General features: G+C 68.3%; 20 protein-coding genes and 2 pseudogenes. 15 read left to right on the forward strand and 7 right to left on the reverse strand.

What is annotated here, in order from left to right; translation table 11 throughout:
- Positions 1 to 167 precede the first annotated feature (167 nt).
- The 4 genes from OG975_RS46455 to OG975_RS46470 all read left to right on the forward strand — a co-directional run bounded on the left by OG975_RS46455 (position 168) and on the right by OG975_RS46470 (position 5,398).
- A complete protein-coding gene (locus OG975_RS46455) occupies positions 168 to 1,250 on the forward strand; it encodes a zinc-binding dehydrogenase (protein WP_406335827.1) in 1,083 nt (360 codons plus the stop codon).
- A gap of 91 nt (positions 1,251 to 1,341) precedes the next feature.
- Positions 1,342 to 1,872 (forward strand): 2,4'-dihydroxyacetophenone dioxygenase family protein, encoded by a 531-nt coding sequence (locus OG975_RS46460; RefSeq protein ID WP_406335828.1) that lies wholly within the window; start codon positions 1,342 to 1,344, stop codon positions 1,870 to 1,872.
- Positions 1,873 to 2,005: 133 nt separating this feature from the next.
- The gene (locus OG975_RS46465; protein WP_406335830.1) at positions 2,006 to 3,067 is read left to right on the forward strand and encodes an alpha/beta fold hydrolase; all 1,062 of its coding nucleotides are present in this window, start codon (positions 2,006 to 2,008) and stop codon (positions 3,065 to 3,067) included.
- A gap of 132 nt (positions 3,068 to 3,199) precedes the next feature.
- Entirely contained in the window at positions 3,200 to 5,398 is a 2,199-nt protein-coding gene (locus OG975_RS46470; RefSeq protein WP_406335831.1) for a SpoIIE family protein phosphatase, read from the forward strand.
- 15 nt (positions 5,399 to 5,413) lie between these two features.
- Here OG975_RS46470 and OG975_RS46475 read toward each other — a convergent pair whose 3' ends face one another.
- Genes OG975_RS46475 through OG975_RS46485 form a run of 3 tightly spaced genes read right to left on the reverse strand, consistent with a single transcriptional unit; the run spans position 5,414 to position 8,830 of the window.
- A complete protein-coding gene (locus tag OG975_RS46475) occupies positions 5,414 to 6,889 on the reverse strand; it encodes a class I adenylate-forming enzyme family protein (RefSeq protein ID WP_406335833.1) in 1,476 nt (491 codons plus the stop codon).
- A gap of 35 nt (positions 6,890 to 6,924) precedes the next feature.
- Positions 6,925 to 7,848 carry an alpha/beta hydrolase gene (locus OG975_RS46480; RefSeq protein ID WP_406335834.1) on the reverse strand — a complete coding sequence of 308 codons (924 nt, stop codon included), beginning with the start codon at positions 7,846 to 7,848 and terminating at the stop codon, positions 6,925 to 6,927.
- A gap of 7 nt (positions 7,849 to 7,855) precedes the next feature.
- Positions 7,856 to 8,830 carry an enoyl-CoA hydratase/isomerase family protein gene (locus OG975_RS46485; RefSeq protein WP_406335835.1) on the reverse strand — a complete coding sequence of 325 codons (975 nt, stop codon included), beginning with the start codon at positions 8,828 to 8,830 and terminating at the stop codon, positions 7,856 to 7,858.
- A gap of 209 nt (positions 8,831 to 9,039) precedes the next feature.
- Between OG975_RS46485 and OG975_RS46490 the strand changes: the two genes are divergently transcribed.
- Positions 9,040 to 9,723 (forward strand): TetR/AcrR family transcriptional regulator, encoded by a 684-nt coding sequence (locus OG975_RS46490; RefSeq protein WP_406335837.1) that lies wholly within the window; start codon positions 9,040 to 9,042, stop codon positions 9,721 to 9,723.
- Between the two features lie 34 nt (positions 9,724 to 9,757).
- On the opposite strand, the gene OG975_RS46495 is transcribed toward OG975_RS46490, so the two are convergent.
- Entirely contained in the window at positions 9,758 to 10,654 is an 897-nt protein-coding gene (locus OG975_RS46495) for a short-chain dehydrogenase/reductase (protein ID WP_406335838.1), read from the reverse strand.
- Between the two features lie 107 nt (positions 10,655 to 10,761).
- Between OG975_RS46495 and OG975_RS46500 the strand changes: the two genes are divergently transcribed.
- From OG975_RS46500 to OG975_RS46520, 5 genes are all read left to right on the forward strand, one after another.
- The gene (locus tag OG975_RS46500) at positions 10,762 to 11,259 is read left to right on the forward strand and encodes a winged helix-turn-helix transcriptional regulator (RefSeq protein ID WP_406335839.1); all 498 of its coding nucleotides are present in this window, start codon (positions 10,762 to 10,764) and stop codon (positions 11,257 to 11,259) included.
- Between the two features lie 114 nt (positions 11,260 to 11,373).
- On the forward strand, positions 11,374 to 11,907 hold the full coding sequence (locus tag OG975_RS46505; RefSeq protein ID WP_406335840.1) for an SRPBCC family protein: 534 nt from the start codon (positions 11,374 to 11,376) through the stop codon (positions 11,905 to 11,907).
- Entirely contained in the window at positions 11,907 to 12,968 is a 1,062-nt protein-coding gene (locus tag OG975_RS46510) for an LLM class flavin-dependent oxidoreductase (protein ID WP_406335842.1), read from the forward strand. Before OG975_RS46505 ends, OG975_RS46510 begins: the two co-directional genes overlap by 1 nt.
- A 95-nt stretch (positions 12,969 to 13,063) precedes the next feature.
- Positions 13,064 to 14,224, forward strand: a complete 1,161-nt coding sequence (locus tag OG975_RS46515) for a saccharopine dehydrogenase NADP-binding domain-containing protein (protein WP_406336757.1) — start codon at positions 13,064 to 13,066, stop codon at positions 14,222 to 14,224.
- Positions 14,225 to 14,265: 41 nt separating this feature from the next.
- A complete protein-coding gene (locus tag OG975_RS46520; protein WP_406335843.1) occupies positions 14,266 to 14,568 on the forward strand; it encodes a hypothetical protein in 303 nt (100 codons plus the stop codon).
- A gap of 43 nt (positions 14,569 to 14,611) precedes the next feature.
- Here the strand turns inward: OG975_RS46520 and OG975_RS46525 are convergent, their stop codons facing one another.
- A complete protein-coding gene (locus OG975_RS46525) occupies positions 14,612 to 14,986 on the reverse strand; it encodes a winged helix-turn-helix transcriptional regulator (RefSeq protein WP_406335844.1) in 375 nt (124 codons plus the stop codon).
- A 284-nt stretch (positions 14,987 to 15,270) separates the two neighbouring features.
- A complete protein-coding gene (locus tag OG975_RS46530) occupies positions 15,271 to 16,326 on the reverse strand; it encodes an aldo/keto reductase (RefSeq protein WP_406335845.1) in 1,056 nt (351 codons plus the stop codon).
- 241 nt (positions 16,327 to 16,567) lie between these two features.
- On the opposite strand from OG975_RS46530, the gene OG975_RS46535 reads away from it, so the two are divergent.
- The 3 genes and pseudogenes from OG975_RS46535 to OG975_RS46545 all read left to right on the forward strand — a co-directional run.
- Entirely contained in the window at positions 16,568 to 17,179 is a 612-nt protein-coding gene (locus OG975_RS46535) for a TetR/AcrR family transcriptional regulator (protein WP_406335847.1), read from the forward strand.
- A 432-nt stretch (positions 17,180 to 17,611) separates the two neighbouring features.
- Entirely contained in the window at positions 17,612 to 17,941 is a 330-nt protein-coding gene (locus tag OG975_RS46540) for a hypothetical protein (protein WP_406336807.1), read from the forward strand.
- A gap of 26 nt (positions 17,942 to 17,967) precedes the next feature.
- Positions 17,968 to 18,168: pseudogene (locus OG975_RS46545) on the forward strand (IS110 family transposase); the annotation flags it as partial.
- 22 nt (positions 18,169 to 18,190) lie between these two features.
- On the opposite strand, the gene OG975_RS46550 reads toward OG975_RS46545, so the two are convergent.
- Positions 18,191 to 18,418, reverse strand: a complete 228-nt coding sequence (locus tag OG975_RS46550; protein WP_406335848.1) for a hypothetical protein — start codon at positions 18,416 to 18,418, stop codon at positions 18,191 to 18,193.
- 492 nt (positions 18,419 to 18,910) lie between these two features.
- Between OG975_RS46550 and OG975_RS46555 the strand changes: the two genes are divergently transcribed.
- Together OG975_RS46555 and OG975_RS46560 are read left to right on the forward strand one after the other, a co-directional pair.
- A complete protein-coding gene (locus OG975_RS46555) occupies positions 18,911 to 20,140 on the forward strand; it encodes an IS110 family transposase (RefSeq protein WP_406335849.1) in 1,230 nt (409 codons plus the stop codon).
- A gap of 20 nt (positions 20,141 to 20,160) precedes the next feature.
- A pseudogene (locus OG975_RS46560) lies at positions 20,161 to 21,056 on the forward strand (IS256 family transposase); the annotation flags it as partial.
- Positions 21,057 to 21,091 lie beyond the last annotated feature (35 nt).

The raw sequence follows: 21,091 nt of genomic DNA on the forward strand, positions 1-21,091 counted from the left end.
GACAAGTTCCAGCACCCCTCTCGGTGCCAGCATCCTCATCGGCGTCACCTCGCCAGCGTGACGATCTCCGTCTTCGAGGAAGCAGACAGAGCCATGCGAAACAACGTTCATGCAGGACAAACCCTCGTCGCCAGCGGTCGCTGCGGCGCCGGCGCGAGGAGCATCTCATGTCGATGAAGGCAGTCGTCATGATCAACAGCGGCCTTGAGGTGGTTCAGGCCCCCCTTCCGCAGCCCGGCCCCGGAGAGGCCCTCGTCAAGGTCCTCGCCGCGGGGATCTGCGGCAGTGACCTGCACTGTGTCACCCATGGCGCCCAGCTGCTGGACAGCGCCAAGGAAGCAGCCGGAGTCGAGCTCTTCAAGCTGGACGAGCCGGTCGTCCTCGGCCACGAGTTCTGCGCCGAGATCGTCGAGTACGGACCTGGCTGCCGGGCGACCCTCGCCCCCGGCAGCCGAGTCGTCTCGGTGCCGTTCCTTCTCCGGCCGGAACCCGTGACCATCGGCTTCGGGGGCCCCGGTACCCCAGGCGCGTACGCCGAATACATGCTCCTGTCCGAGGACCTCCTCGTTCCGGTTCCCGACCACGTGCCCGACGACCTCGCCACCCTGGCCGAACCGCTCGCGGTCGCCCTGCACGCGGTCAACCGCGGCGCCCTGGGGCCCGACGACGTGCCGCTCGTGATCGGCTGCGGCCCCATCGGACTCGCGGTGATCGCGGTCCTGAAGATGCGTGGCATCGGCCCGATCGTGGCGTCGGACTTCTCGCCGTCGCGGAGGGCGATGGCCGCTGCCCTCGGTGCGGACGTCGTGGTCGACCCGCGTGAGACGTCGCCCTACGAGTCGTGGCAGGAGGCCGCCGCCACCCCCGACGCGGAGAAGTGGGGCCGCCAGACCCCGATGTTCCCCGGGGCGGGGTTCCGTCCGTCCGTCGTCTTCGAGTGCGTCGGCGTCCCCGGAATCCTTCAGCAGATCCTGTCCGGAGCGGCGCCCTGCTCGAAGGTCGTCGTCGCGGGCCTGTGCATGGAGCAGGATTTCGTCTATCCGAGCTTCGCGATCATGAAGGAGATCGACCTCGCCTTCTGTATCTCCTACACGCCCAAGGAATTCGCCCAGGCGCTGGGGCACATCGCCTCCGGAGAGCTGCAGGTCGAGTCGTTCATCACCAGTCGCGTCCAACTCGACGAAGTGCCCGAGGCCTTCGCGAGGCTGGCCGACCCCGAGAAGGACGCCAAGATCATCGTCCTTCCGTGAACTGATCCGCATCCGAGCCGCCCTTCCGTCCGCTGCCGACGACGGGACCCACGTCGATGGGCCGCGGCAATCATGAGAAAGCAGGCCCTCCATGACCGCTGAACTGACCGCACGCAAGGTCCCCGTCGTCTCCCTCCCGCAGACCGAGCTGCTCACGGTCAACGTGAACGAGATCCCCGTCCTGAAGGACTCCCTTGGCCCCGGGATCGACTTCCAGCCGCTGTTCCTCGACCCCGAGGTCGGGGTGTGGGTGATCATCGGCACCTTCGCTCCCGGTGTGGAGCTGCCCATCCACCTCCACACCGGTCCGGTCCACGGTTACACCCTGAAGGGAGAGTGGATCTACAAGGAGTACGCGGACCAGCCGCAGACCGCCGGGTCGTACCTCTACGAGCCCGCCTCATCGGTCCACACCTTCCATGTGCCGGAGACGACCAACGAGCCCACGGTCGTGCTGTTCATCGTGTACGGAGCCAACGTCGGTTTCACCGACGACGGTCAGTTCCACTCGGTCCTCGACGCCGTCACTGTCCAGAAGCTGACCGAGGACTGCGCACGGGCGCAAGGCCTCGACGCCATCAAGTACCTGACCGGTGGGACGGCCAAGTTCAGCGACGCATGACCAAGGACCGGCGGTGCGGGCATCGGGCCGCAGCGGCGAATCGATGCCTGCACCGCCTTCGCTCGGGGCGGCACGGGCGGGACCGTGCCGTATCGAAGAAACGTTTGGCGCAAGAGTGACATAGAGGCCGCCAATGCCCCTCTCTGAATGGAAAGAGCGCACCGTCCGGGTCAATGGACAGCGCATCCACCTTCGGATCGCCGGAACGTCCGGCCCGACCGTCCTGATGGTCCATGGCTTCCCCGAGTCCTGGTACTCGTGGCGGCACCAGATGGACGCGCTGTCCGACGCCGGCTACCGCGCCGTGGCGATGGACATGCGGGGATACGGCCGATCGTCCAAGCCCGCTGACATAGCGGCCTACCGGATCACCGAGTCGGTCGCCGACTGCGTCGGTGTGGTCGAGGCCCTGGGCGAGTCGAGCGCCGTGATCGTCGGTCACGACTACGGGGCTCCGGTGGCGTGGGCCTCGGCCTGGACCCGGCCCGACGTCTTCCGCGGGGTCGTAGGGCTGAGCGTGCCATTCGGCGGGCGAGGCCAGGCGGGGCTGCCGGGCAACCCCTTCGGCGAGCGGCGGCCGAGCGAGGTCTTCCGCGAACTGGCGGGGCCCGACATGCTGTTCTACCAGGAGTATTTCTCGCTTCCTGGCGGCATTGCGGAGCAGGAGCTCGAAGAGGATGTGCGGTCCTGGGTGATCAGCGGCCTCTACACCCTGTCCGCGGACCGTCCTCTGCCCCCTGAGCTCGTAGGCGTCGACCTCACGTCGCTTCCGCCGGACCTTCTCCGTGAGTTCGTGCGAGGCACCATGTGCGTGCCGCGGACGGAGAAGTTCGGCGCGAGGCTGGAACTGCCGGAGAAACTGCCCGACTGGCTCGACCAGGACGAGGTGGACTTCCTCGTGGCCGAACTGGAGCACAGCGGACTGACCGGCCCGCTGAACTACTACCGGACCTACGATCTGAACTGGGAGGTCCTCGGGGAGTACGAGGGCAGGCCGGTGACCGTGCCCGCGCTCTTCATCGGAGGAGACCGCGACGTGGCGACGATCTGGAGCCAGGAGGCGATCGCCCGGATCGGGGAGAACGTCAACGACCTGCGGGGATCGGTGATCCTGGCCGACTGCGGGCACTGGATCCAGCAGGAGCGGCCGGAGGCGGTCAACAGGGAACTCCTCGGCTTCCTCGACTCTCTCTGATCCGGGTAGGGGCACCTGGCCGGGCTGGGTGACGGCGGTGAGGGCCGTCGTCGCCCAGCCCCTCGGACGCGCCGCCCTGGGCTGAGTACGGGGAAGGTGCCCACACATACCATTGCCCGTACATTTTGGGTTATGGGAACCGACGCCCATGCCTTCCTCCGAGAGCTCGCCCGAAGGCTCCAGCCCCGATCGGACCAATTGACCGAAGTGGTCCTGCAGCGCTTGCGCAGCGAGCTTCCCGAGGTGTGGAGGTACGAGGACATCGCCGCAGTGGCGCCGGCGGGTCTGTCCGAACACGTCGACACCGTTCTGGACCTTCTTGAGCGCGACCGGGAACTGTCCGAGGTCACGACGCCGCCCGCGGCCATTGACTTCGCTTCTCGACTCGCTGAACACGGGGTGCAGATCAGTGAACTCCTACGCGTCTATCGGCTCGTCCACGCGGGGTTGCTTCATCTGCTCTATGAGGAGACAGGCCGTCTCACCAAGGATCCTGAGCTGATCAACGCGGTGACGGTCGAACTGAGCGCGATGGCTTTCGAGTATGTCGATCGCACCTCGCAGCAGGCGGTCGCGGCGTACCAGAAGGCACGCGACCGCTGGCTGCAGCGGCGGCTGATCACGATCGTCGAGGCCGGGACGCGGATCGGTACGACCCTGGACACCGCCCGCACCGCCCAGGAACTGGCAGACGTCGGTACCGACCACTTCGCCGACCTCGTCACCGTCGACCTTCTCGACGCTGCCCTCCAAGAGGAAGAGACGCAGCCAGCAGACGATCCGCGGGTACTCCACCGGATCGCACAATCCGTCTCGGACGGCGGTCCGGACTCCGCAGTCGCCTCAGGGCCCAGGCACACGTACCCGGAAGGGTCGGAGCCGGCTCTCGTACTGACCACCGGGCAACCAGTCCGGCTCGGCATCACGGCCTCCGACGCGCCGACGTGGCTGGGGGTGCCTGCGGACCATGGAGGTGCCTCGGGTGCGGGCGGCATCCACTCCATGCTCCTCGTCCCGCTGTGGGCACGGGGAAATCCGCTGGGGCTGGCACAGTTCTGCCGCCGTCGAACGGTGGATCCGTTCGACGACGACGATTTGCTCCTTGCCCAGGAGATCTCCTCCAGAGCAGCGGTGAACATCGACAACGCCCGTCGCTTCACCCAGGAGCGTTCCACCGCCCTCACCCTCCAGCGCAGCCTGCTGCCTCAGCACGCGCCGGAAGAGTCCGCTGTCGAGACAGCCTCCCGCTACCTGCCCAGCGGATCCCGAGCGGGCGTGGGCGGTGACTGGTACGACGTGATCCCGCTCTCCGGAGCCCGTGTCGCCCTTGTCGTGGGCGACGTGGTCGGCCGCGGCCTCCAGGCCTCGGCCACCATGGGCCGCCTGCGAACGGCCGTCCGCACGCTGGCGGACATCGACCTGACCCCCGACGAACTGCTGACGCATCTCGACGACGTGGTCATCCGGCTGCAGCGCGCGGAGCAAAGGGGCATGGACGAGATCAGCGCCACGTGCCTGTACGCCGTCTACGACCCTGTCTCCCGGCTGTGCTCCCTGGCCAGCGCCGGACACGTGCTGCCGGCCGTAGTGAGTCCCGGTGACGCGCGGGCCCCCCGCACGGTCGTCTTCCCGAAGCTGCCGATCGGACCGCCGCTGGGCCTGGGAGGGCTTCCCTTCGAGACCGCCCAGTTCGAACTGGACCAAGACAGCCTTCTGGTGCTGTACACCGACGGCCTCATCGAAAGTCGCGCGCGCGACGTGGACGCCGCCCTCGGCGTGTTGTCCGACGTGCTCGCCCAGGCACCCGCGTCGCTGGAGGAGATCTGCGACCGACTGCTCCACGCACTGTTGCCCGGCCGCCCCGCCGATGACGTCGCTCTTCTCGTGGCACGCACCCGAGCGCTGGACACCGACCACGTCGCCACACTCGATCTCCCGTCCGATCCGGCCGTCGTCTCCGAGGCGCGCACTTTCGCCACCGAAGTGCTGGCCGTCTGGGGGTTGGAGGAGGAGATGGCCTTCACCACGGAGCTCGTGGTCAGCGAACTGGTGACGAACGCCATCCGCTACGGCAAGAGCCCCATCCAGCTGCGGATGATCCTCGATTCCTCCGTGACGTGTGAGGTCTCCGACGCCAGTAGCACCGCTCCGCACCTGCGCCGCGCCCGGGCCTTCGACGAGGGGGGCCGGGGCCTGCTGCTGGTCGCCCAGCTCACCGAACGCTGGGGCACACGGCACAACCGCGAGGGGAAGGTCATCTGGGCGGAGCAGCTGATCCCACGGGGCTCGCTCCCGGCGGGGCTAGGGGCCGCTGCCCGAAACGGCCCGTAGCACTCTCCGCGTCGATCAAGAACTGGCAGACACCGCGGCGTGGCCGGCCCGCAGCGAGGCTTTGTCGATCTTCCCGACCGCGTTCTTCGCGATGGCTTCCACCACGAAGAACGCGGTCGGGCGCTTGTAGCCGGTGAGGCTGCGCGCACAGAGCGCCTTCAGTGCCGCCGGATCGATGGTCACGCCAGGTCGCGGCTGGACGTAGGCGACGACCACCTCTCCCCACTTTTCGTCGGGTACGCCGATCACAGCGGCCTCGAGCACCGACGGGTCGCCTGCGAGGACGTCCTCGATCTCCTTGGGGTAGATGTTCTCCCCGCCACGGATGATCATGTCCTTCGAGCGTCCGACCAGGGTCAGATAGCCCTCGGTGTCGAGGTGGCCCACATCGCCCGTGTGCAACCAGCCGTCGACGATGACTCTGGCCGTCTCGTCCGGCCGGCCGAGATAGCCACGCATGACGTTGGGGCCCTTCACGAGGACCTCACCGTCCGTGCCCGGTGCCACCTCGGCACCGTTGGCGTCGACGATCCGGATCTCCTGGCCGGGAAAGGGAAGCCCTACGGTTCCGGCCCGTCGCGGGCCCGCGACGGGGTTGATGGTGGAGCCGCAGGTTCCTTCGGACAGGCCGTACCCCTCGACGAGAGGGAACCCGTACCGGGCCTCGAACCGGGTCAGCAACTCGGCGGAGGCGGGTGCGGCGCCGCAGACTCCGAACCTCAGCGACGAGGTTTCGGGCCGAACGTTGTCCGGGAGCGCAGCGAGCATGCTGTAGATCGTCGGCACGGCGCTGAAGAAGGTGGGGCGCTCCTGGTCGACGAGGTCGAAGAAGCCGCGCGGATCGAACCGGCGGCCCGCGATCACGACGCTCGCGCCCGCGAGCAGAGGCATGAGGATGCTGACCACGATGCCGTTGACGTGGAAGAGCGGCAGGATCAACAGGCACCGATCGGCCGGCCCGACGTCCAGCGACAGGCGCCCCATCTCCGCCATGGCGTCGATGTTGGCGTGGTCGAGCATCACGCCCTTCGGTACCCCGGTGGTGCCGCTGGTGTAGATGAGAAGAGCCAGCGCGGACGGGTCCAGATGCGGTGCGTGACCCGACTCCACCGCTTCTTCGTACAGTGCGCCGACGGCGAGTACGGCAATACCGTCCGTGACGACGGCTGCCCCGTCCTCGACGACCAGCAGGCGCGCGCCGGAGTCCCTCAGCTGTCGGACCACCTCGCCCTGGGTCATGCTCGGGTTGACCGGCGTGATGGTGGCGCCGATCCGCCAGGCGGCGAACAGCAGAAGAACGAACTCGACGCGGTTCGTCAGCTTGAGGGCCACGACATCTCCGGGACCGATCCCGAGGTCCTGGAGCTGACGCGCTGCCGCACGGACGCGGTCCAGCAACTGAGTGTTGGTGAGCGACTGGTGCCCGTCCGAGACCGCCGGCCCATGGGGGTCGAGAGCGGCGCGGCGGTCGGGCAGAGAAGCGAAATTCATGGCGGGCGTACCTGTCTCGGTGTGGTGCGATCCGGTCAAGGAGTCGAGGCGGCGGGTGCCGGGTGCAGTTGGCGGGTGAGGAACTCGATCTGGTCGCGTACCAGTGCCTCGAAGGTCTCGCCGGTGTAGAAGTCGAAGTGGCCGGCGTCGTACCTCTTGATCTCTCCCCGGGGCGCGGTGCGCGCGTACTGCAGGGTCTGGGCGGGAGGCGTGACGGAGTCGGTGTTGCTGATGCAGAAGAGGATCGGGATGGCGACCTTCTTGGCCGCGCGCCCGGGCCGGTAGGCGGCGATGGTCGGAATGACCCGTGCCGCCACCTCGTTGCGGAACGTCGTCCCCGCCGGCTGCAGCGCCTCGTAGCCGGGCAGTGCGTCCGGAGCGTTCATGAGGGCCGGCGAACCGGGGGAGGCCGCGATGGGAACCATTGCGGGCGCCTTGCCGCGGACCCTGGTCGCCAGATCCCGGGCGAGCACAGGAGTCATCCTGAGGGAGGCGACCGGGCCCAGCGCGAGCGCGGAGGCGAGGCCGTCGGTGAAAGGGCACTGGGCCACGGCCGCGCGCAGTTCGGGATGGCGTGAGGCGACGGTGATGGCGTGGCCGCCGCCGAAGGAGCTGCCCCACACCGCGATGCGGGCGCGGTCGACGTCATGGCGGGCCTTGACGTAGGCGATGGCGGCGTCCCAGTCGGCGAGTTGACGCTTGATCGACAGGAGCTGGCGCGGGTGGCCGCCGCTGTCGCCGAAGTGCCGGTAGGTGAAGGCCACGGCGGCGATGCCGGCCTGCGCGAAACGCTCGGCGAAGGCGTCCAGGCGCATCTCGCGTGTGGCGCCGAGGCCGTGCCCGAGGATGACGACGGGTGGGGAGGTGACGCCCGTGGGGAGGTAGAGCCACCCGGCACACGTGCTGTCGCCGGAGGGGAAGGTGATGTCGTGACGGGTGAAGGACTGCGAAGTGGTCATCGTCGACTCACCGCCGCGTCGTCTTCGTCGAGCCATGCCCGGGAACGCTGCCCAAGGCGAGCGCTTGTTCGTACGTGTCCGGGTTGTAGAGCGGGAGCTCGCCGGTGACGTCAGTCGTCGTGATGTAGTCGAGCATCAGTTCCTGACCTTCCTTCGACATGACTCTGGTGAAGAACTCGGTGCGCTCGACGTGCAGCCCTTCCGCCAGCGACATCGAGCCACCGAAGTACACCGACCGTTTGGCAGCCGCGACGGACCCCTTGGACCGTGCGCCGAAGTGTTCCGCCAGTGCCGTCGCCGTCGCGACGACCTCGTGCTGTGGCACGACCTCGTCGACGGCTCCGTTGGCGAGCGCCTCCCCGGGCGTGAACGGCTTGCCTTCGAGGATGGCGACCAGAGACCTGTGGGTGCCGATCAGGCGGGTCAGCCGTTGGGTGCCGCCGCCCCCCGGAATGATGCCGAGGAGGATTTCCGGCTGGCCGATGAAGAAGTCGCCTTCAGCCATGACGCGCAGATCGCACGCCCAGGCGAATTCCGCGCCGAGGCCGAGGGCCGAACCGTTGAGGGCGGCGACGAAGATGACTCCGCTGCCGTTCATCCGCAGGAATGTGGCGTGCAGGCGGTCGAGCTGGGCGGCTCCCCGCATCGGGGTCCTGCTCACCACAGGCTTCAGTACGCGTGCCCGGTCCGCGCCTCTGGCCACGCGTGCCACGGCGGAAGCACCGCGACGGCCCACCGTGGGGCTGGCGGCGCCCTCCTCCTGCAGCCACTGGACCGCGGCATGGCTGACGAACCGCTCGGGGTGCGCCCCGGTGAAGACGACGGCACGGATGTTCGGATCGCGGTCGACCCTGTCCACCAACTCGTCCAGCTGGTTGGCGATGTCGAGGCCGAACACGTGGTGCGGGCCGCCGTCGAGCCGGACGATCAGGACGGCTCCGCGGTCCTCGATCTCCAGATGGCCCTTGTCTTTGTATGGCATGGATTCTGCTCCCGTGCTGAGTTCATGGGGAGTGGGAAGCGTGTGGGGGAGGGGCTACCGGCGCCAGGAATTCGGGACAGCGCGTGAAGGCGCGTCCAGGGCTGTGCGCCCCTTCCGAAACGGCACGTCACACGTGATGTGTACTATTGCCGTGACGAGTGAGATAACCAAGTTATTTCAAGTGTGTCAACCGTGGAGGCAAGAGAGACATGTCAGGGCGGGCGAGGCTCGATGACGCGCCGGAGCGGCTTGTGCGGGCCGCCATCGGTCTGTTGGCCGAACAGGGGCCGTCGGCCGTCAAGGCGCGTGCGGTGGCGTCCGCGAGCGGGCTGTCGACGATGGTGGTCTACAGCCACTTCGGTGGGATTCCTGAACTGATGCGAGCCGTTGCCGACCATGGGTTCAGGGAGCTTGGCCGGGCGTTTGCCCAGGTGCCGGTGACGGAGGATCCGATCGCGGATCTCTTTGCCATGGCCTTGTCCTGTCGTCGACTGGCACGCGAGAACCCTCACTTGTACGACCTGATGTTCGGGCTCTCCACTCGTGCGACATACCGGCCGCTCTCGGATGCGGACCTTCGTCTGAGTGGGCATTCGCCGGCCTTCCGCGACGCCCACGCTCATGTCACGGCAGCGTGTGAACGGCTCGTGGGCTCCGGCAGGGTCGAGCAGCAGGAACCTGAGGTCATAGCAGCTCAGTTGTGGAGTCTGGTCCACGGCTACATCACCCTCGAGTTGGCCGAGCACTTCATCGAGTTCGATGACGCGGTGGTGCAGGTGCTGCTGCCGATGGGCGTGAATTTCTCTGTCGGGTTGGGCGACGAACGGGAACGCGCCGAGGCCTCGCACCAGGCCGGCGCCCGCCTTTACGACTCGATCGTTCAAGGCCAGTGAGAAGTCGGGTGGTTGGGCGCTGCTCCGTGCGCCGCTAGGACGACTTGGTCTCCGCGGCGGGGGCATCGGTACCTGGCGTGAGTTGGTCATGCCTCCCCAACGCCGCGACCTCCCGTTCGAGGGACGGGACCGCCCGGGCCGCGAAGCGCCTCGCCCAGGGCCAGGCCAGCGGCGAGTTCAGCGCCGCCTTCGCCCAGTTGGCCACGACGACCGCGCGCGGGACGTACACGCGGCTGCGTCGTCGCGCGAGCCCGTCGACGATCGCGGCAGCCGCCCGGTCGGCGCTCGTGGTGACGTTGCCCGGATAGGGCAGCCGTCGGCGCAGGCCCTGGAACGAGGGGAGGTCCGTCTCGGCGCCCCGGACGAGGTCCGTGTCGATCCAGGAGGGGTGCACCAGGCCGACCGTGACCCCGAGATGCGCCACCTCCTGGCGGTAGGTCAGGGCGAGCAGCTCGGTCGCGGCCTTGCTCGCGCCGTACGAGGCCATCGCGGCCAGCGGCATGAAGGACAGCGCGGACGCCACGACCAGCACGTGGCCCCGGCTGCGCTCCAGATGGGGCGTCGCGTACTTCAGGGTGCGGAACACGCCGTTCAGATTGATGTCCACCACCCGCTCGAACGACGCCTCGTTCGTCTGCCGCACCGTCCCGTACGCCACGACGCCGGCATTGGCGACGACGAGATCGATGCCGCCCATGACCGCCGCAGCGTCATCGATCGCCGACCGCAGGGCGGTGCCGTCGCGCACATCGGCCTCACGCCAGGAAGCGGTGGGGCCCAGATCGCGGGCGATGTCACGGAGCCGGTCCGGCTCCAGTCCGATCAGGGTCACCCGAGCGCCTCGGGCGGCGGCCAGGCGCGCAACCTTCTCGCCGATGCCGCGTGCCGCTCCGGTGACAACCAGCCTTCTGCCCAGCAAGTCACGTTTCATGGCGGCAACATAACTTCGTTATTGATGGAGCGCAAGGTGTCCTGCGCGTTAACCGCCGTCGCTCCACCTGCTGGGTCTCACGACTGGACGAACCTATGCTGGCTGTCATGAGGCGGACATCCTTTGTGCAGTGGCCCTGCTCGATCGCGCGAACCATGGACCTGCTCGGGGACTGGTGGACGCCGTTGGTGCTGCGTGAGGCGTTCTACGGGATCCGGCGGTTCGACGCGTTCCAGGAGTCGCTGGGGATCGCACGCAACACACTGACGGACCGGCTGCGGCGGCTGGTGGACTCGGGGCTGCTGGAGAAGCGGCCCTATCAGACGGAACCGGTTCGGTACGACTACGTGCTCACCGAGAAGGGGCGCGACTTCTACGGCGTGCTGCTGGTGATGAACCGGTGGGGAGACCGTTGGCTGGCCGGTGAAGAGGGCCCGCCGGTGGCCATGTACCACGAGGCGTGCGGGCGGGAGAGCCATGCCAAGGTGGTGTGCGCCGCCTGCGGCGAGCCGATGACCGCGGAGAACACCCGCCCCCGGATGGGCCCCGGCTATCCACCGCATCTGGCCGAGCGACCGGATGTGCGGGAGCGTTTCGCGGACTGACTCAACAGCTCTGTGGGGGCTGTGTCCACCCTTGACAAGTGAGTCTATCTACGCAACTTTACTGGTCAGAAACTGGCAAGAGGGTTCTCGGATGGGCAGGGAGGCCGCAGGATCATGGAGTGGACGGGTGCGCGCTATGCGGACAAGCCGACGGCCGAGGTCCACACCTGGATCGCCGCCGCACCGGAGCAGGTGTGGACGCTGGTGTCCGACATCGAGCTGATGCCGCGTATGAGCTCCGAGCTGCAGTCGGTGGCATGGCTGGACAGCAGGAGCGGCCCTGCGCTGGGAGCCCGGTTCATCGGCCGGAGCAAGCACGAGGCGTTGGGGGAGTGGGCCACCACCTCCCACATCGTCGAATACGAGCCGTCGAGAGTGCTGGCCTGGGCGGTCGAGGATCCGCAACACCCCACCGCCATCTGGCGGTTCACCCTGGAGCCGCAGAACGGCGGCACTCTGCTGCGGGAATGGATGCAGATGGGGCCGGCCCGCTCGGGCCTCTCCTTCGCCATCGACCGCATGCCGGAGAAGGAGCAGAAGATCGTCTTCGTGCGCATGCGGGAGTTCGAGGCCAACATGACCGTCACCCTCGAAGAGATCAAGAAGCTGGCCGAGCGGGCCTCGACCTCGGGCGAGGCGAGCCTCTGATGCGTACCTCCACCACGATCGAAGCCTCCGGGGGCGACTGGCGGGAGATCGTCGACTACGTTACCGAGGCGGAGAAGCTCGGTCTGGACATCTGCTGGGTGGCGGAGGCGTGGGGCTCCGAGGCGCCCTCGCCGCTGGGCTACCTCGCCGCGAAGACCGAGCGCATGCTCCTCGGATCCGGAATCATCCAGCTCGGCACCCGCACGCCGATGGCCATCGCCCGCGCCGCGATCACGCTGTCGCAGATCTCCCAGGGGCGCTTCCTTCTCGGACTGGGTCCCTCCGGGCCGCAGGTGATCGAAGGGCTGCACGGTGTGCCGTTCGACCGGCCGCTGTCACGGATGCGTGAGACCGTCGAGATCGTGCGAGAGGCCGGCACGGGCGGCAAAGTCTCCTACTCCGGGCGGGAGTTCCAGATCCCGCTGCCAGGTGGGGAGGCGAAGCCCATGCGTCTGTCGATGCGCTCCGAATACGACCTCCCCGTCTACCTGGCGACTCTCTCACCGAAGATGCTGCACCTGACCGGTGAGATCGCCGACGGGTGGCTGGGCACCAGTTTCGTTCCCGAGGGCGCCCAGGAGGCGTACTTCGACCACCTGGACCAAGGCTTGGCCGCCGCCGGTCGCGCCCGCTCCGACCTCGACATCTGCCAGGGCGCCGAGGTCGCCTTCGCCGATGACGAGGACGCGCTGCGCACGATGGTGGCCGGTCGCAAGAAGGAGTTGGCCTTCAGCCTCGGTGGCATGGGCTCCGAGACCACGAACTTCTACAACAACGCCTACAGCCGCCAGGGTTGGGCGGAAGTGGCGGCCGACGTCCGCACACGCTGGCAGGCCGGGGACCGCGACGGCGCGGCGGGCCTGGTCACCGACGAGATGGTGCTGGCGACCACGCTGATCGGAACCGAGGACATGGTGCGCGAGCGGCTGCGTGTGTGGCGCGATGCCGGCGTCGACACCGTTCGTTTCTATCCCGCGGGCGAGACCCTCGACGTCCGACTCGCCACCCTGGGCCGGGCCATCGACCTGGTCCGTGACATCGAGGACGAGGCGGCACGGTAGCGACACGCCATGCCGGCAGCCGAGGAGGGCTGCTGCGCGGTGCCTCATGACAATGCCCTCCGGAAGGCGGCAGAGCCGTGGAAAAGCGCAGGATCATGCTGCTGGGCGCAACGGGGTACACCGGGCGGCGAGTGCTACGGGAACTGATCGCACGAGGTGAGAAGCCGACTTTGGTCGGGCGAAGCCGAACCAGGATGCTCGCCCTGGCCAACCACTTGGAGGTAGAACTGCCGGTGGCCGAGGTCGACGTCACCTCGGCGGCCCACCTCGCGCGCCTTCTGGAGCCCAGCGATGTGGTCGTCTCCACGGTCGGGCCGTTCATGCAGCTCGGTATGGCCACGGTCACGGCCGCGGCACGGGCAGGGGCGCACTACTTCGACTCCACGGGGGAAGGAACCTTCGCCCGCCGCGTCCTCCTCGAGCTGGACTCCGTCGCGGCCGCCCGGGGAGCGACTCTCGTGCCCGCATTCGGCTACGACTATGTGCCCGGCAACCTCGCCGGCGCCCTGGCCCTGGAGCAGGCGGGCGAGCGAGCATGTCATGTCGAGATCGGCTACTTCGTCACCCGCTCGGGGCACGGGAATGAGCTGCTCTACCGGAGTACCCTGCGCGACGCCTGGACCCTGTCCACGGGAGGCACGCGGCAGACGCTGGTCGGTGCGGCGGCCGAAAACGGGTTCGCCTACCGCCGCCCACGCCCCGACGCCCGTTCCCGTCTGGTCGACGAGCGTGCCGCCAAGCGCGTCCTCACTTTCCGCTACGCCGGTGTGAAGCGTGCGGCCATGACCGTCCCGGGATCGGAACATCTAGGACTGCCGGAAGTCTTCCCCCAGTTGGAGAGCGTCGAGGTGGGCCTGGGGTGGCTCGGACGGTGGACGCGTCCGGTACAGATCGCCGCCGCGCTCCAGGCACCCCTGCTGCGGTCGGCGAAGGTGCGGGCCGCGGTGACGCGCTGGTCCGAGCGGCTCCCGGGAGCGCATCGCGAGCCGGACCCCGACGGCCGCTCTCTGGTGATCGCCGTCGCCCGCGACGGTTACGGTCGGCCCCTGGCTACGACGGCCCTCACCGGGCCCGATCCGTACGAGATGACGGGATCCCTCCTGGCGTGGGGCGCTGTCCACGCGGCGGCGCCGGATGCCGTCCTCAAGCCCGGCGTGCACGGGCCGGTCGCGGCGTTTGGGCTCGACACCCTCAGGGTCGGTGTCACCGAGGCCGGAGTACAGGAAGTTGACGAGGCGTCGGTCCGGCACCGGTGATTTCTGCGCGGGCACGGATCACGGCATCGGAACGGTGGAAAGTGCCGACGGGTTGGTGGCCGCCGTGCGCGCGGGTCAGTGGAGAGGCCGATGACGTCCAGGGCCACATCGAAGTCGAGGAGCGTCGCCAGGGCGAACGTGCCGTGAACGTGGGCGAGGCGCAGGCTGCCGCAGCAGCCCGCTGTCCGCGCGGTCCGGCTTCCGACCCGGCAGCGACCGACTCGAAACCGAAACTGAGCTATCCCGTCGGCTCGGCTGCCGCACGCGTCGGCGGGCTGCGCCGCAGCGTCCCGGCCCGGACCTTCGACAAGAGCGTCCGCAAACTCAACAGGATGACCGGCTGACAGCACCGGGCCGGAATCCTGCGCCGACGGTGCCCCCAAATGGTCAGGGAGGATCGCCCCCGGCTGGATCGTCGAGGTGGGTCAGTGCCCAGTCTCGGAGCTTCTCCAGGGCGGGGCGGATCGCCACTCCGGCCTGCGTCAAGCGGTACCGCACGCGCAGTGGCGGTCCTTCCCTCACCTCGCGCACCACGAGGCCGGCCGCCGCCAGGTGGGCCAGCCGGTCGGAGAGCATGCGCTCACTGATGCCGGGAACAGCACGGTGCAACTGGGTGAAGTGCGCGGGACCGGCGAGGAGCACGGAGATGAGCGGACCGCTCCAGCGCTTGCCCAGCAGGTCGAAGACGCGCGTTGTCACCGCGTCCACCTGGCGACTCCTGCCGTGCTCGGTCCGCTCGCCCGAGTCGTCACGCCCCTTCATGGTTCCCTCCCCCTGCGGTCGTGCGGTCATGGGTGCCACCGACACTGATCGGGGATGCGGCATCGCGGTCTCTCTTCTTCGCCTGGTGAGTCACCGACGGGCCGGTGCCACGGTCGCTGACGCCTTGTGTCGGCCGTGGGGCCTTCGCGGCAGGCGAGGCCCCACGGTGTCAGTGGCCGGGGCGTGCCTCGGCCAGGCAGACGGCACCGCCCCGGACCGTGCGCACGATGCGGGACGGAACGCGGCGTCGGCTGCATGAGGCCGTCGGCGGCAGGTTCCGCGGCTCAGGCCGCGGGCACGGCGGGCTGGGCGACGCGGGAGGCGTCACCGCCCTGGACGGCGTCTCGCGCACCGGCGGCCGCCTCGTGGGGCACTCCGAGGGGGACTGCGCTGATGTCGGACAGGTGTGCGAACTGCTTCGGGGTGAGCTGGACATCCAGGGCGCCCAGGTAGTCGTCGAGCTGGGTGAGGTTGCGAGGGCCGATGATCGGGATGAACGAGGTGGACGCCTGGGCGGCGCGCTCACGGACCCAGGCCACCGCCACCTGGGCGGGCGTCGCGCCGGTCTCCTCGGCGATGGCCAGGACGGTGTCCACGACGGCGGTCTTCTGTTCGGTGCTCTCGGTGTGGATGACCGCCTTGAGATCGGTCAGCCGCCCCTCGGTGCTGCGACGGTACTTGCCGGTGAGCAGTCCGCCGCCGAGCGGGGACCACAGGGCGGCGCCGAGGCCCAGGCTCTCGGCCATCGGCAGCAGCTCGCGGTCGGCGGTCCTCTCGACGAGGCTGTACTCGATCTGGATGCCCGTGACCGGTGCCCAGTTCTTCAGGTCCGCGAGGGTGGCGGCGCGGGAGACACGCCATGCGGGGAAGTTGGACAGGGCGGCGTGGAGGATCTTGCCGGAGCTGACCAGGTCGTCCAGTCCGCGCAGGATCTCCTCCATGGGCGTGAGGTCGTCGGGGAAATGGACCCAGTACAGGTCGATGTAGTCGGTGCCGAGACGCTTCAGGCTCGCTTCCAGCGAAGTGACCATGTTCTTGCGGCTGTTGCCCGTCCTGGAGATGCCGGGCTGCGGGCTGGCCCCGTTGGTGAACTTGGTGGCCAGGACGAAGTGGTCCCGGTCGGGGGCGACGAACTTGCCGACCAGCTCTTCCGACTCGCCGAACTGGTAGCCGTCCGCGGTATCGAGGAACGTTCCGCCGGCCTCGGCGAACCTGTCGAACATCCGGCGCGCCTCGTCCGGCTCCGCACCGGCACCCCAGCCGGTGCCGAAGTTCCCTGTGCCAAGCGCGTACTCGGAAACGCGCAGTCCTGTCTGTCGTCCGAAGGTCGTGTAACGCATCAGGTCTCCTTGGTGCTGTTTTCGCATCGATGGTCGGGGCGGGTGAGGCGCCGGACCGAACGGTGGCCCGGTGGGGAGATCAGAGGGTGCCGAGCGAGCCCTGAATGGATGCGGCACCGACGAACCACCCATCCGCGTGCGACGTGATGCGGGGGTTTGCTAAGTAAGACGATCGGTCTACTTAGGCATCCACGGTAGCTGGCCCACCGACCTATGTAAAACGATCGGTATCCTTAAGGCTGTGACCGAATCTCACCCTGTACGTCGGCGTCGCGGGCGTGGCGCCCGGGAGCGGATCCTCAAAGCGGCGACCGAGCTGTTCACGGCGCAGGGGATCAACGCGACCGGAATGGATCAGCTGTCGACCGTCGCCGAAGTGTCGAAACGCACTCTCTACACGCACTTCCCCAGCAAGGACGAGCTCGTCGGGGCGTACCTGCAGTCCCTGAGGGACGATCTCCTCCCCGTCCCCCCGTCGCCCGCCCAACCGACACCGAGCCCGCGTGAACAGCTCCTCGCCGTCTTCGACTGGAAGCTGCCGGAAACCACTGCTCCGTTCCGAGGATGCCCATTCCTGAACGTCAGCGTCGAGGTACCCGACCCCGGGCATTCCGCCCACCAGCTGGCCGCGGCGTACAAGAGGGAGTTCGCCCGCCGCCTGACGGACATCGCACGGCAGGCCGGGGTCGCCGATCCGGAAATCCTCGGTGAGCAACTGGCGCTGCTCTTTGACGGTGCGGCCGCACGCGGCACCGCACTCAACAGCAGCCACACCGGCGCGTGCGCGCGATCCATCGCAGAGTCCTTGGTCGATGCCGCCCTCGCCGACGTCGGCCCGGCATCTCCGCGATGAGGTCGACTGAGGTTGCACAGTGCCTCGCGCAGCTCGGGATCGATGCCGAGGAGTACGGCCTTGAGCTGGGTTTTCGCCGGCGTGCGGGCCTTGACGGCCGACTCCTTCGCCAGCCGGAGAACGCGCATGTCCGCGGCCGGGCCCACGCCAGTCCTGGGCGTGACGTCTGCGCGTCCGGACAGCACCGCGCGGGCGGGGCAAGCGCCGAAATTACCTGGGGAATTACGTGAACTTATCCCTGGGGAATGGCTCGAATGTTCGCGTCATGCTTCCCTAATCCCTTGTTAAGGACGCTCCGAGGGAGCGGTTGTTCCCCCTGGACGTTCGAGTGTCGGATCGTGACATCTAAGGGTTGTCCCGTAGCGGGAGCGGTCGTCGAGGTGTCAGTTCTGCGCTATGGACTGAGGGTTGCCTGGGATGAATGATCTGGGCATGCCGATGGACGAGGCACTCTCCGAAACTGACCTTGATGCGATGGCCAAGCGGGCTGCGTCCGCTTCGCTGGGGCCCTGGGTTCCCGTGCTGGAGACGCGCGGAGCGACGGGTGGCGCGAGTTGTATCCAGGTGGACCCTGACCATGCCGAGCAGGACGACGAAATCTACGTCAACCGGTTCATCGGCGCTCGGCAGGTCCTCGGCCCGGACCGGCAGCTGGATGCCGATCTCGACTTCATCGCATGGGCACGTCAGGACGTACCACGCCTGATCGCCGAGGTGAGGCGGTTGCGGGCCCTGCTCATGGAGAAGGACTCGCGGGACTGACGAGTCTCGTTCGCGGTGAGATCCTCGCCTCGCTCCGAGCCTCGGCCGGGGCCAACGCCCACTACCGACAACGACGCGAGCACGGAGACCGGCACGCAGCCGCCCAACGCAGCCTCTTCAACCGCATGATCGGCCAGCTCTACCACTGCATCCAGCACCGCCAGCACTATGAGGAGAACCTGGCCTTTCCGACTCCGCTCGAAGCGACAAGATCAGGTGTTGCATAAGCCACGGCTGGCCGAGCCGCTCTTACTCAGGGATGACCAGCCCGCTGGCACGCAGTCGAGGCAGGCAGATCTCCAGGCAGGCTTCCACTGAGGCGGCATCAGTTCGCACGAGCAGGTCCTCGTGAAACGGGGCACCGTTCGCGACGAAGGTCCACGGCCTCACGCCGTCACGCATGCGTTCCGCATCGGCCTTGAACAGCACCGTCACACCCTGCTCAGCCAGCGCTTCCATGACACGCACCACGTCCACCAGTGCCACCCCGCCCGTTCGAATAGGCAGGTCACGCTACACGGGCCAGCGGACCCCGACTTGACGGCATAGCAACGTGAGGTGTCTGGCGTCGTCGACGTCTCACAACAGAGCGGCGGCGTTCGGCGTCCTCGCGGCCGCCACCGTAAAGCGAGGGGCTGGCGCTCGTGGGCGCCGGGCGGACGCCTGTGCTCTACCTGGCCACGATGCCTCCGTGCAGAGCGGCGATGCCCGGCGCCGTCGAGCGTCAACACCCCTTGCCCTGACCACTCGTTGGTGCTGGTGGTGCGAGCCCACCACACGGTGACCTCTTGATACGCCCGAGCAGTCCGAGCTCCCGCACAGACCGAGGCCCGCGTGGTGCGCTGGTGCCACGAACGGCTAGTGAGGTGGCGGACCAGCCCGGTGGGCCGAGTCCTGGAATTAGGTCGCTGCGTGGCCCGCATGTGCTCGTGACCAGCACAGACACCCGTGCCATAGGGAGGGAACATCTTGATCTACTGCGGAATCGACTGGGCCGAGAAGACACACGACGTCGCCTTGGTCGACGACAGCGGCGAGTTACGGGCCAAGCGTCACATCACCGACGACGCGGCCGGCTACAAGCTCCTGCTGGATCTGCTCGCCGAGTACGGCGACACCGAGGAGGATCCGATCCCGGTTGCCATCGAGACCTCTCGCGGCCTGCTGGTCGCGGTGCTGCGAACCGGCAAGCGGCAGGTATTCGCGATCACCCCGCTGGCTGCCGCACGCTACCGCGACCGACACAGCGTCTCGCGCAAGAAGTCCGACCCCGGCGACGCCCTGGTCCTGGCCAACATCCTGCGCACCGACATGCACGCCCATCGGCCCCTGCCAGGCGACAGCGATCTGGCCCGCGCCATCGCCGTCCTGGCCCGTGCCCAGCAGGACGCCACCTGGAACCGCCAGCAGATGGCCAACCAGCTCCGCTCCCTGCTGCGCGAGTACTACCCTGCCGCTCTGGACGCCTTCGCGACCTGGCAGAACGGCCTGTGCCGGCCCGAAGCCCGCGAACTCCTCAAGGCCGCGCCGACCCCGGGCAGGGCCGCGAAACTGACCCGTCCGCAGATCATCGACGCACTCAAGCGAGCCGGCCGCAAACGCGGAATCGAGGCCGAGGCCGAGCGGATCCGTGAAGTCTTCCGCGGCGACTTCGCCCACCAGCCGCCCCTGCTCGAGGATGCGCTCGGCCAGCAGATGCTTGCCCTTCTGGGCCAGCTGGAGGCCGCCTGCGTGGCCACCGACGACCTCGCCAAGGCGGTGGAGGAGGCGTTCCCTCAGCACCCGGACGCTGACGTGATCCTGAGCTTCCCCGGGCTCGGCACCCAACTCGGCGCCCGGGTCCTCGCCGAGATCGGGGACGACCGCACACGGTTCGCCGACGGTCGCGGCCTGAAGGCGTATGCGGGCTCCTCGCCCATCACGCGGGCCTCCGGAAAGAAGTCGAGCATCACCCGCCGGTGGGTCAAGAACGACCGGCTCAACCACGTCGGCTACCTCTGGGCGTTCTCCGCCATCACCGCCTCACCCGGCGCCAAGGCGCACTACCGGCGACGCCGCGACGAACACGGAGACTGGCACGCGGCCGCCCAGCGCAACCTCTTCAACCGCATGATCGGCCAGCTCTACCACTGCCTCCAGAAACACGAACTGTTCGACGAACAGACCGCGTTCCCAACCCAACTAGCCACCGCAGCTTGACACTTAGCCGCGTGAGGTGTCTGCACGGCCTGTCCTCCGGGGACTTCGTGCCCGCGCTGGAACAGTTCCTCGGCTCCTCCGCCGGGCTCTCGTCGGCCACCGTCACCCGGCTGACCACCCAGTGGCAGGCCGACCACCAGGCGTTCCAGGAGCGCGACCTGTCCGGCACCGACTACGTCTACGTCTGGGTCGACGGCATCCACCTGCGCATACGCCTGGACGAAGTCAAGGCCGCCGTCCTGGTGGTCATCGGCGTGCGCGCGGACGGCACCAAGGAACTGGTGGCCATGGCCGACGGCTACCGGGAATCGTCCCAGTCGTGGGCCGGGCTGCTGCGGGACTGCGCAAGACGGGGCATGCGCGCGCCCGTGCTGGCGGTCGGCGATGGCGCTCTCGGGTTCTGGAAGGCCTTGCGCGAGGTCTTCCCCACCACCCGCGAGCAGAGGTGCTGGGTTCACAAAACCGCCAACGTCCTCGACGCCATGCCGAAATCGGCCCAGCCGGCGGCGAAGAAGGCAATCCAGGACATCTGCAACGCCGAGGACCGCGAGCACGCCGAGCAGGCGATCAAGACCTTCACCAAGCTCCACGGTGCAAAGTTCCCAAGGCCGTCAAGAAGATCACCGACGACCAGGACGTGCTGCTGGAGTTCTACGACTACCCGGCCGAGCACTGGATCCACCTGCGGACCACCAACCCGATCGAGTCGACCTTCGCCACCGTCCGGCTCCGCACCAAGGTCACCAAGGGCGCCAGCTCCCGCGCCGCCGGCCCGGCGATGGTGTTCAAGCTCGTCGAGTCGGCCCAGGCACGTTGGCGGGCGGTCAACGGCGCCCACCTCGTGCCGCTCGTCCGCGCCGGAGCCTTCTTCGAACGCGGCCAGCTCGTCGAGCGTCCCGAGGCGGTGGCCGCGTGAAGCGCCCGACGCGCGGTAAACGAGCGGTCCGCTGG

The sequence above is a fragment of the Streptomyces sp. NBC_00203 genome (assembly GCF_045206325.1).
Classification (GTDB): domain Bacteria; phylum Actinomycetota; class Actinomycetes; order Streptomycetales; family Streptomycetaceae; genus Streptomyces; species Streptomyces lutosisoli.

Excerpts from the sequence above, each read along its gene's own strand:
- OG975_RS46470 (WP_406335831.1), top strand. The coding sequence starts at position 3,200 with ATGGGAACCGACGCCCATGCCTTCCTCCGAGAGCTCGCCCGAAGGCTC.
- OG975_RS46500 (WP_406335839.1), top strand. The coding sequence starts at position 10,762 with ATGAGGCGGACATCCTTTGTGCAGTGGCCCTGCTCGATCGCGCGAACC.
- OG975_RS46515 (WP_406336757.1), top strand. The coding sequence starts at position 13,064 with ATGCTGCTGGGCGCAACGGGGTACACCGGGCGGCGAGTGCTACGGGAA.
- OG975_RS46510 (WP_406335842.1), top strand. The coding sequence starts at position 11,907 with ATGCGTACCTCCACCACGATCGAAGCCTCCGGGGGCGACTGGCGGGAG.
- OG975_RS46495 (WP_406335838.1), bottom strand. The coding sequence starts at position 10,654 with ATGAAACGTGACTTGCTGGGCAGAAGGCTGGTTGTCACCGGAGCGGCA.
- OG975_RS46485 (WP_406335835.1), bottom strand. The coding sequence starts at position 8,830 with ATGCCATACAAAGACAAGGGCCATCTGGAGATCGAGGACCGCGGAGCC.
- OG975_RS46530 (WP_406335845.1), bottom strand. The coding sequence starts at position 16,326 with ATGCGTTACACGACCTTCGGACGACAGACAGGACTGCGCGTTTCCGAG.
- OG975_RS46475 (WP_406335833.1), bottom strand. The coding sequence starts at position 6,889 with ATGAATTTCGCTTCTCTGCCCGACCGCCGCGCCGCTCTCGACCCCCAT.
- OG975_RS46480 (WP_406335834.1), bottom strand. The coding sequence starts at position 7,848 with ATGACCACTTCGCAGTCCTTCACCCGTCACGACATCACCTTCCCCTCC.
- OG975_RS46540 (WP_406336807.1), top strand. The coding sequence starts at position 17,612 with ATGCCGATGGACGAGGCACTCTCCGAAACTGACCTTGATGCGATGGCC.
- OG975_RS46465 (WP_406335830.1), top strand. The coding sequence starts at position 2,006 with ATGCCCCTCTCTGAATGGAAAGAGCGCACCGTCCGGGTCAATGGACAG.
- OG975_RS46455 (WP_406335827.1), top strand. The coding sequence starts at position 168 with ATGTCGATGAAGGCAGTCGTCATGATCAACAGCGGCCTTGAGGTGGTT.
- OG975_RS46525 (WP_406335844.1), bottom strand. The coding sequence starts at position 14,986 with ATGAAGGGGCGTGACGACTCGGGCGAGCGGACCGAGCACGGCAGGAGT.
- OG975_RS46505 (WP_406335840.1), top strand. The coding sequence starts at position 11,374 with ATGGAGTGGACGGGTGCGCGCTATGCGGACAAGCCGACGGCCGAGGTC.
- OG975_RS46490 (WP_406335837.1), top strand. The coding sequence starts at position 9,040 with ATGTCAGGGCGGGCGAGGCTCGATGACGCGCCGGAGCGGCTTGTGCGG.
- OG975_RS46460 (WP_406335828.1), top strand. The coding sequence starts at position 1,342 with ATGACCGCTGAACTGACCGCACGCAAGGTCCCCGTCGTCTCCCTCCCG.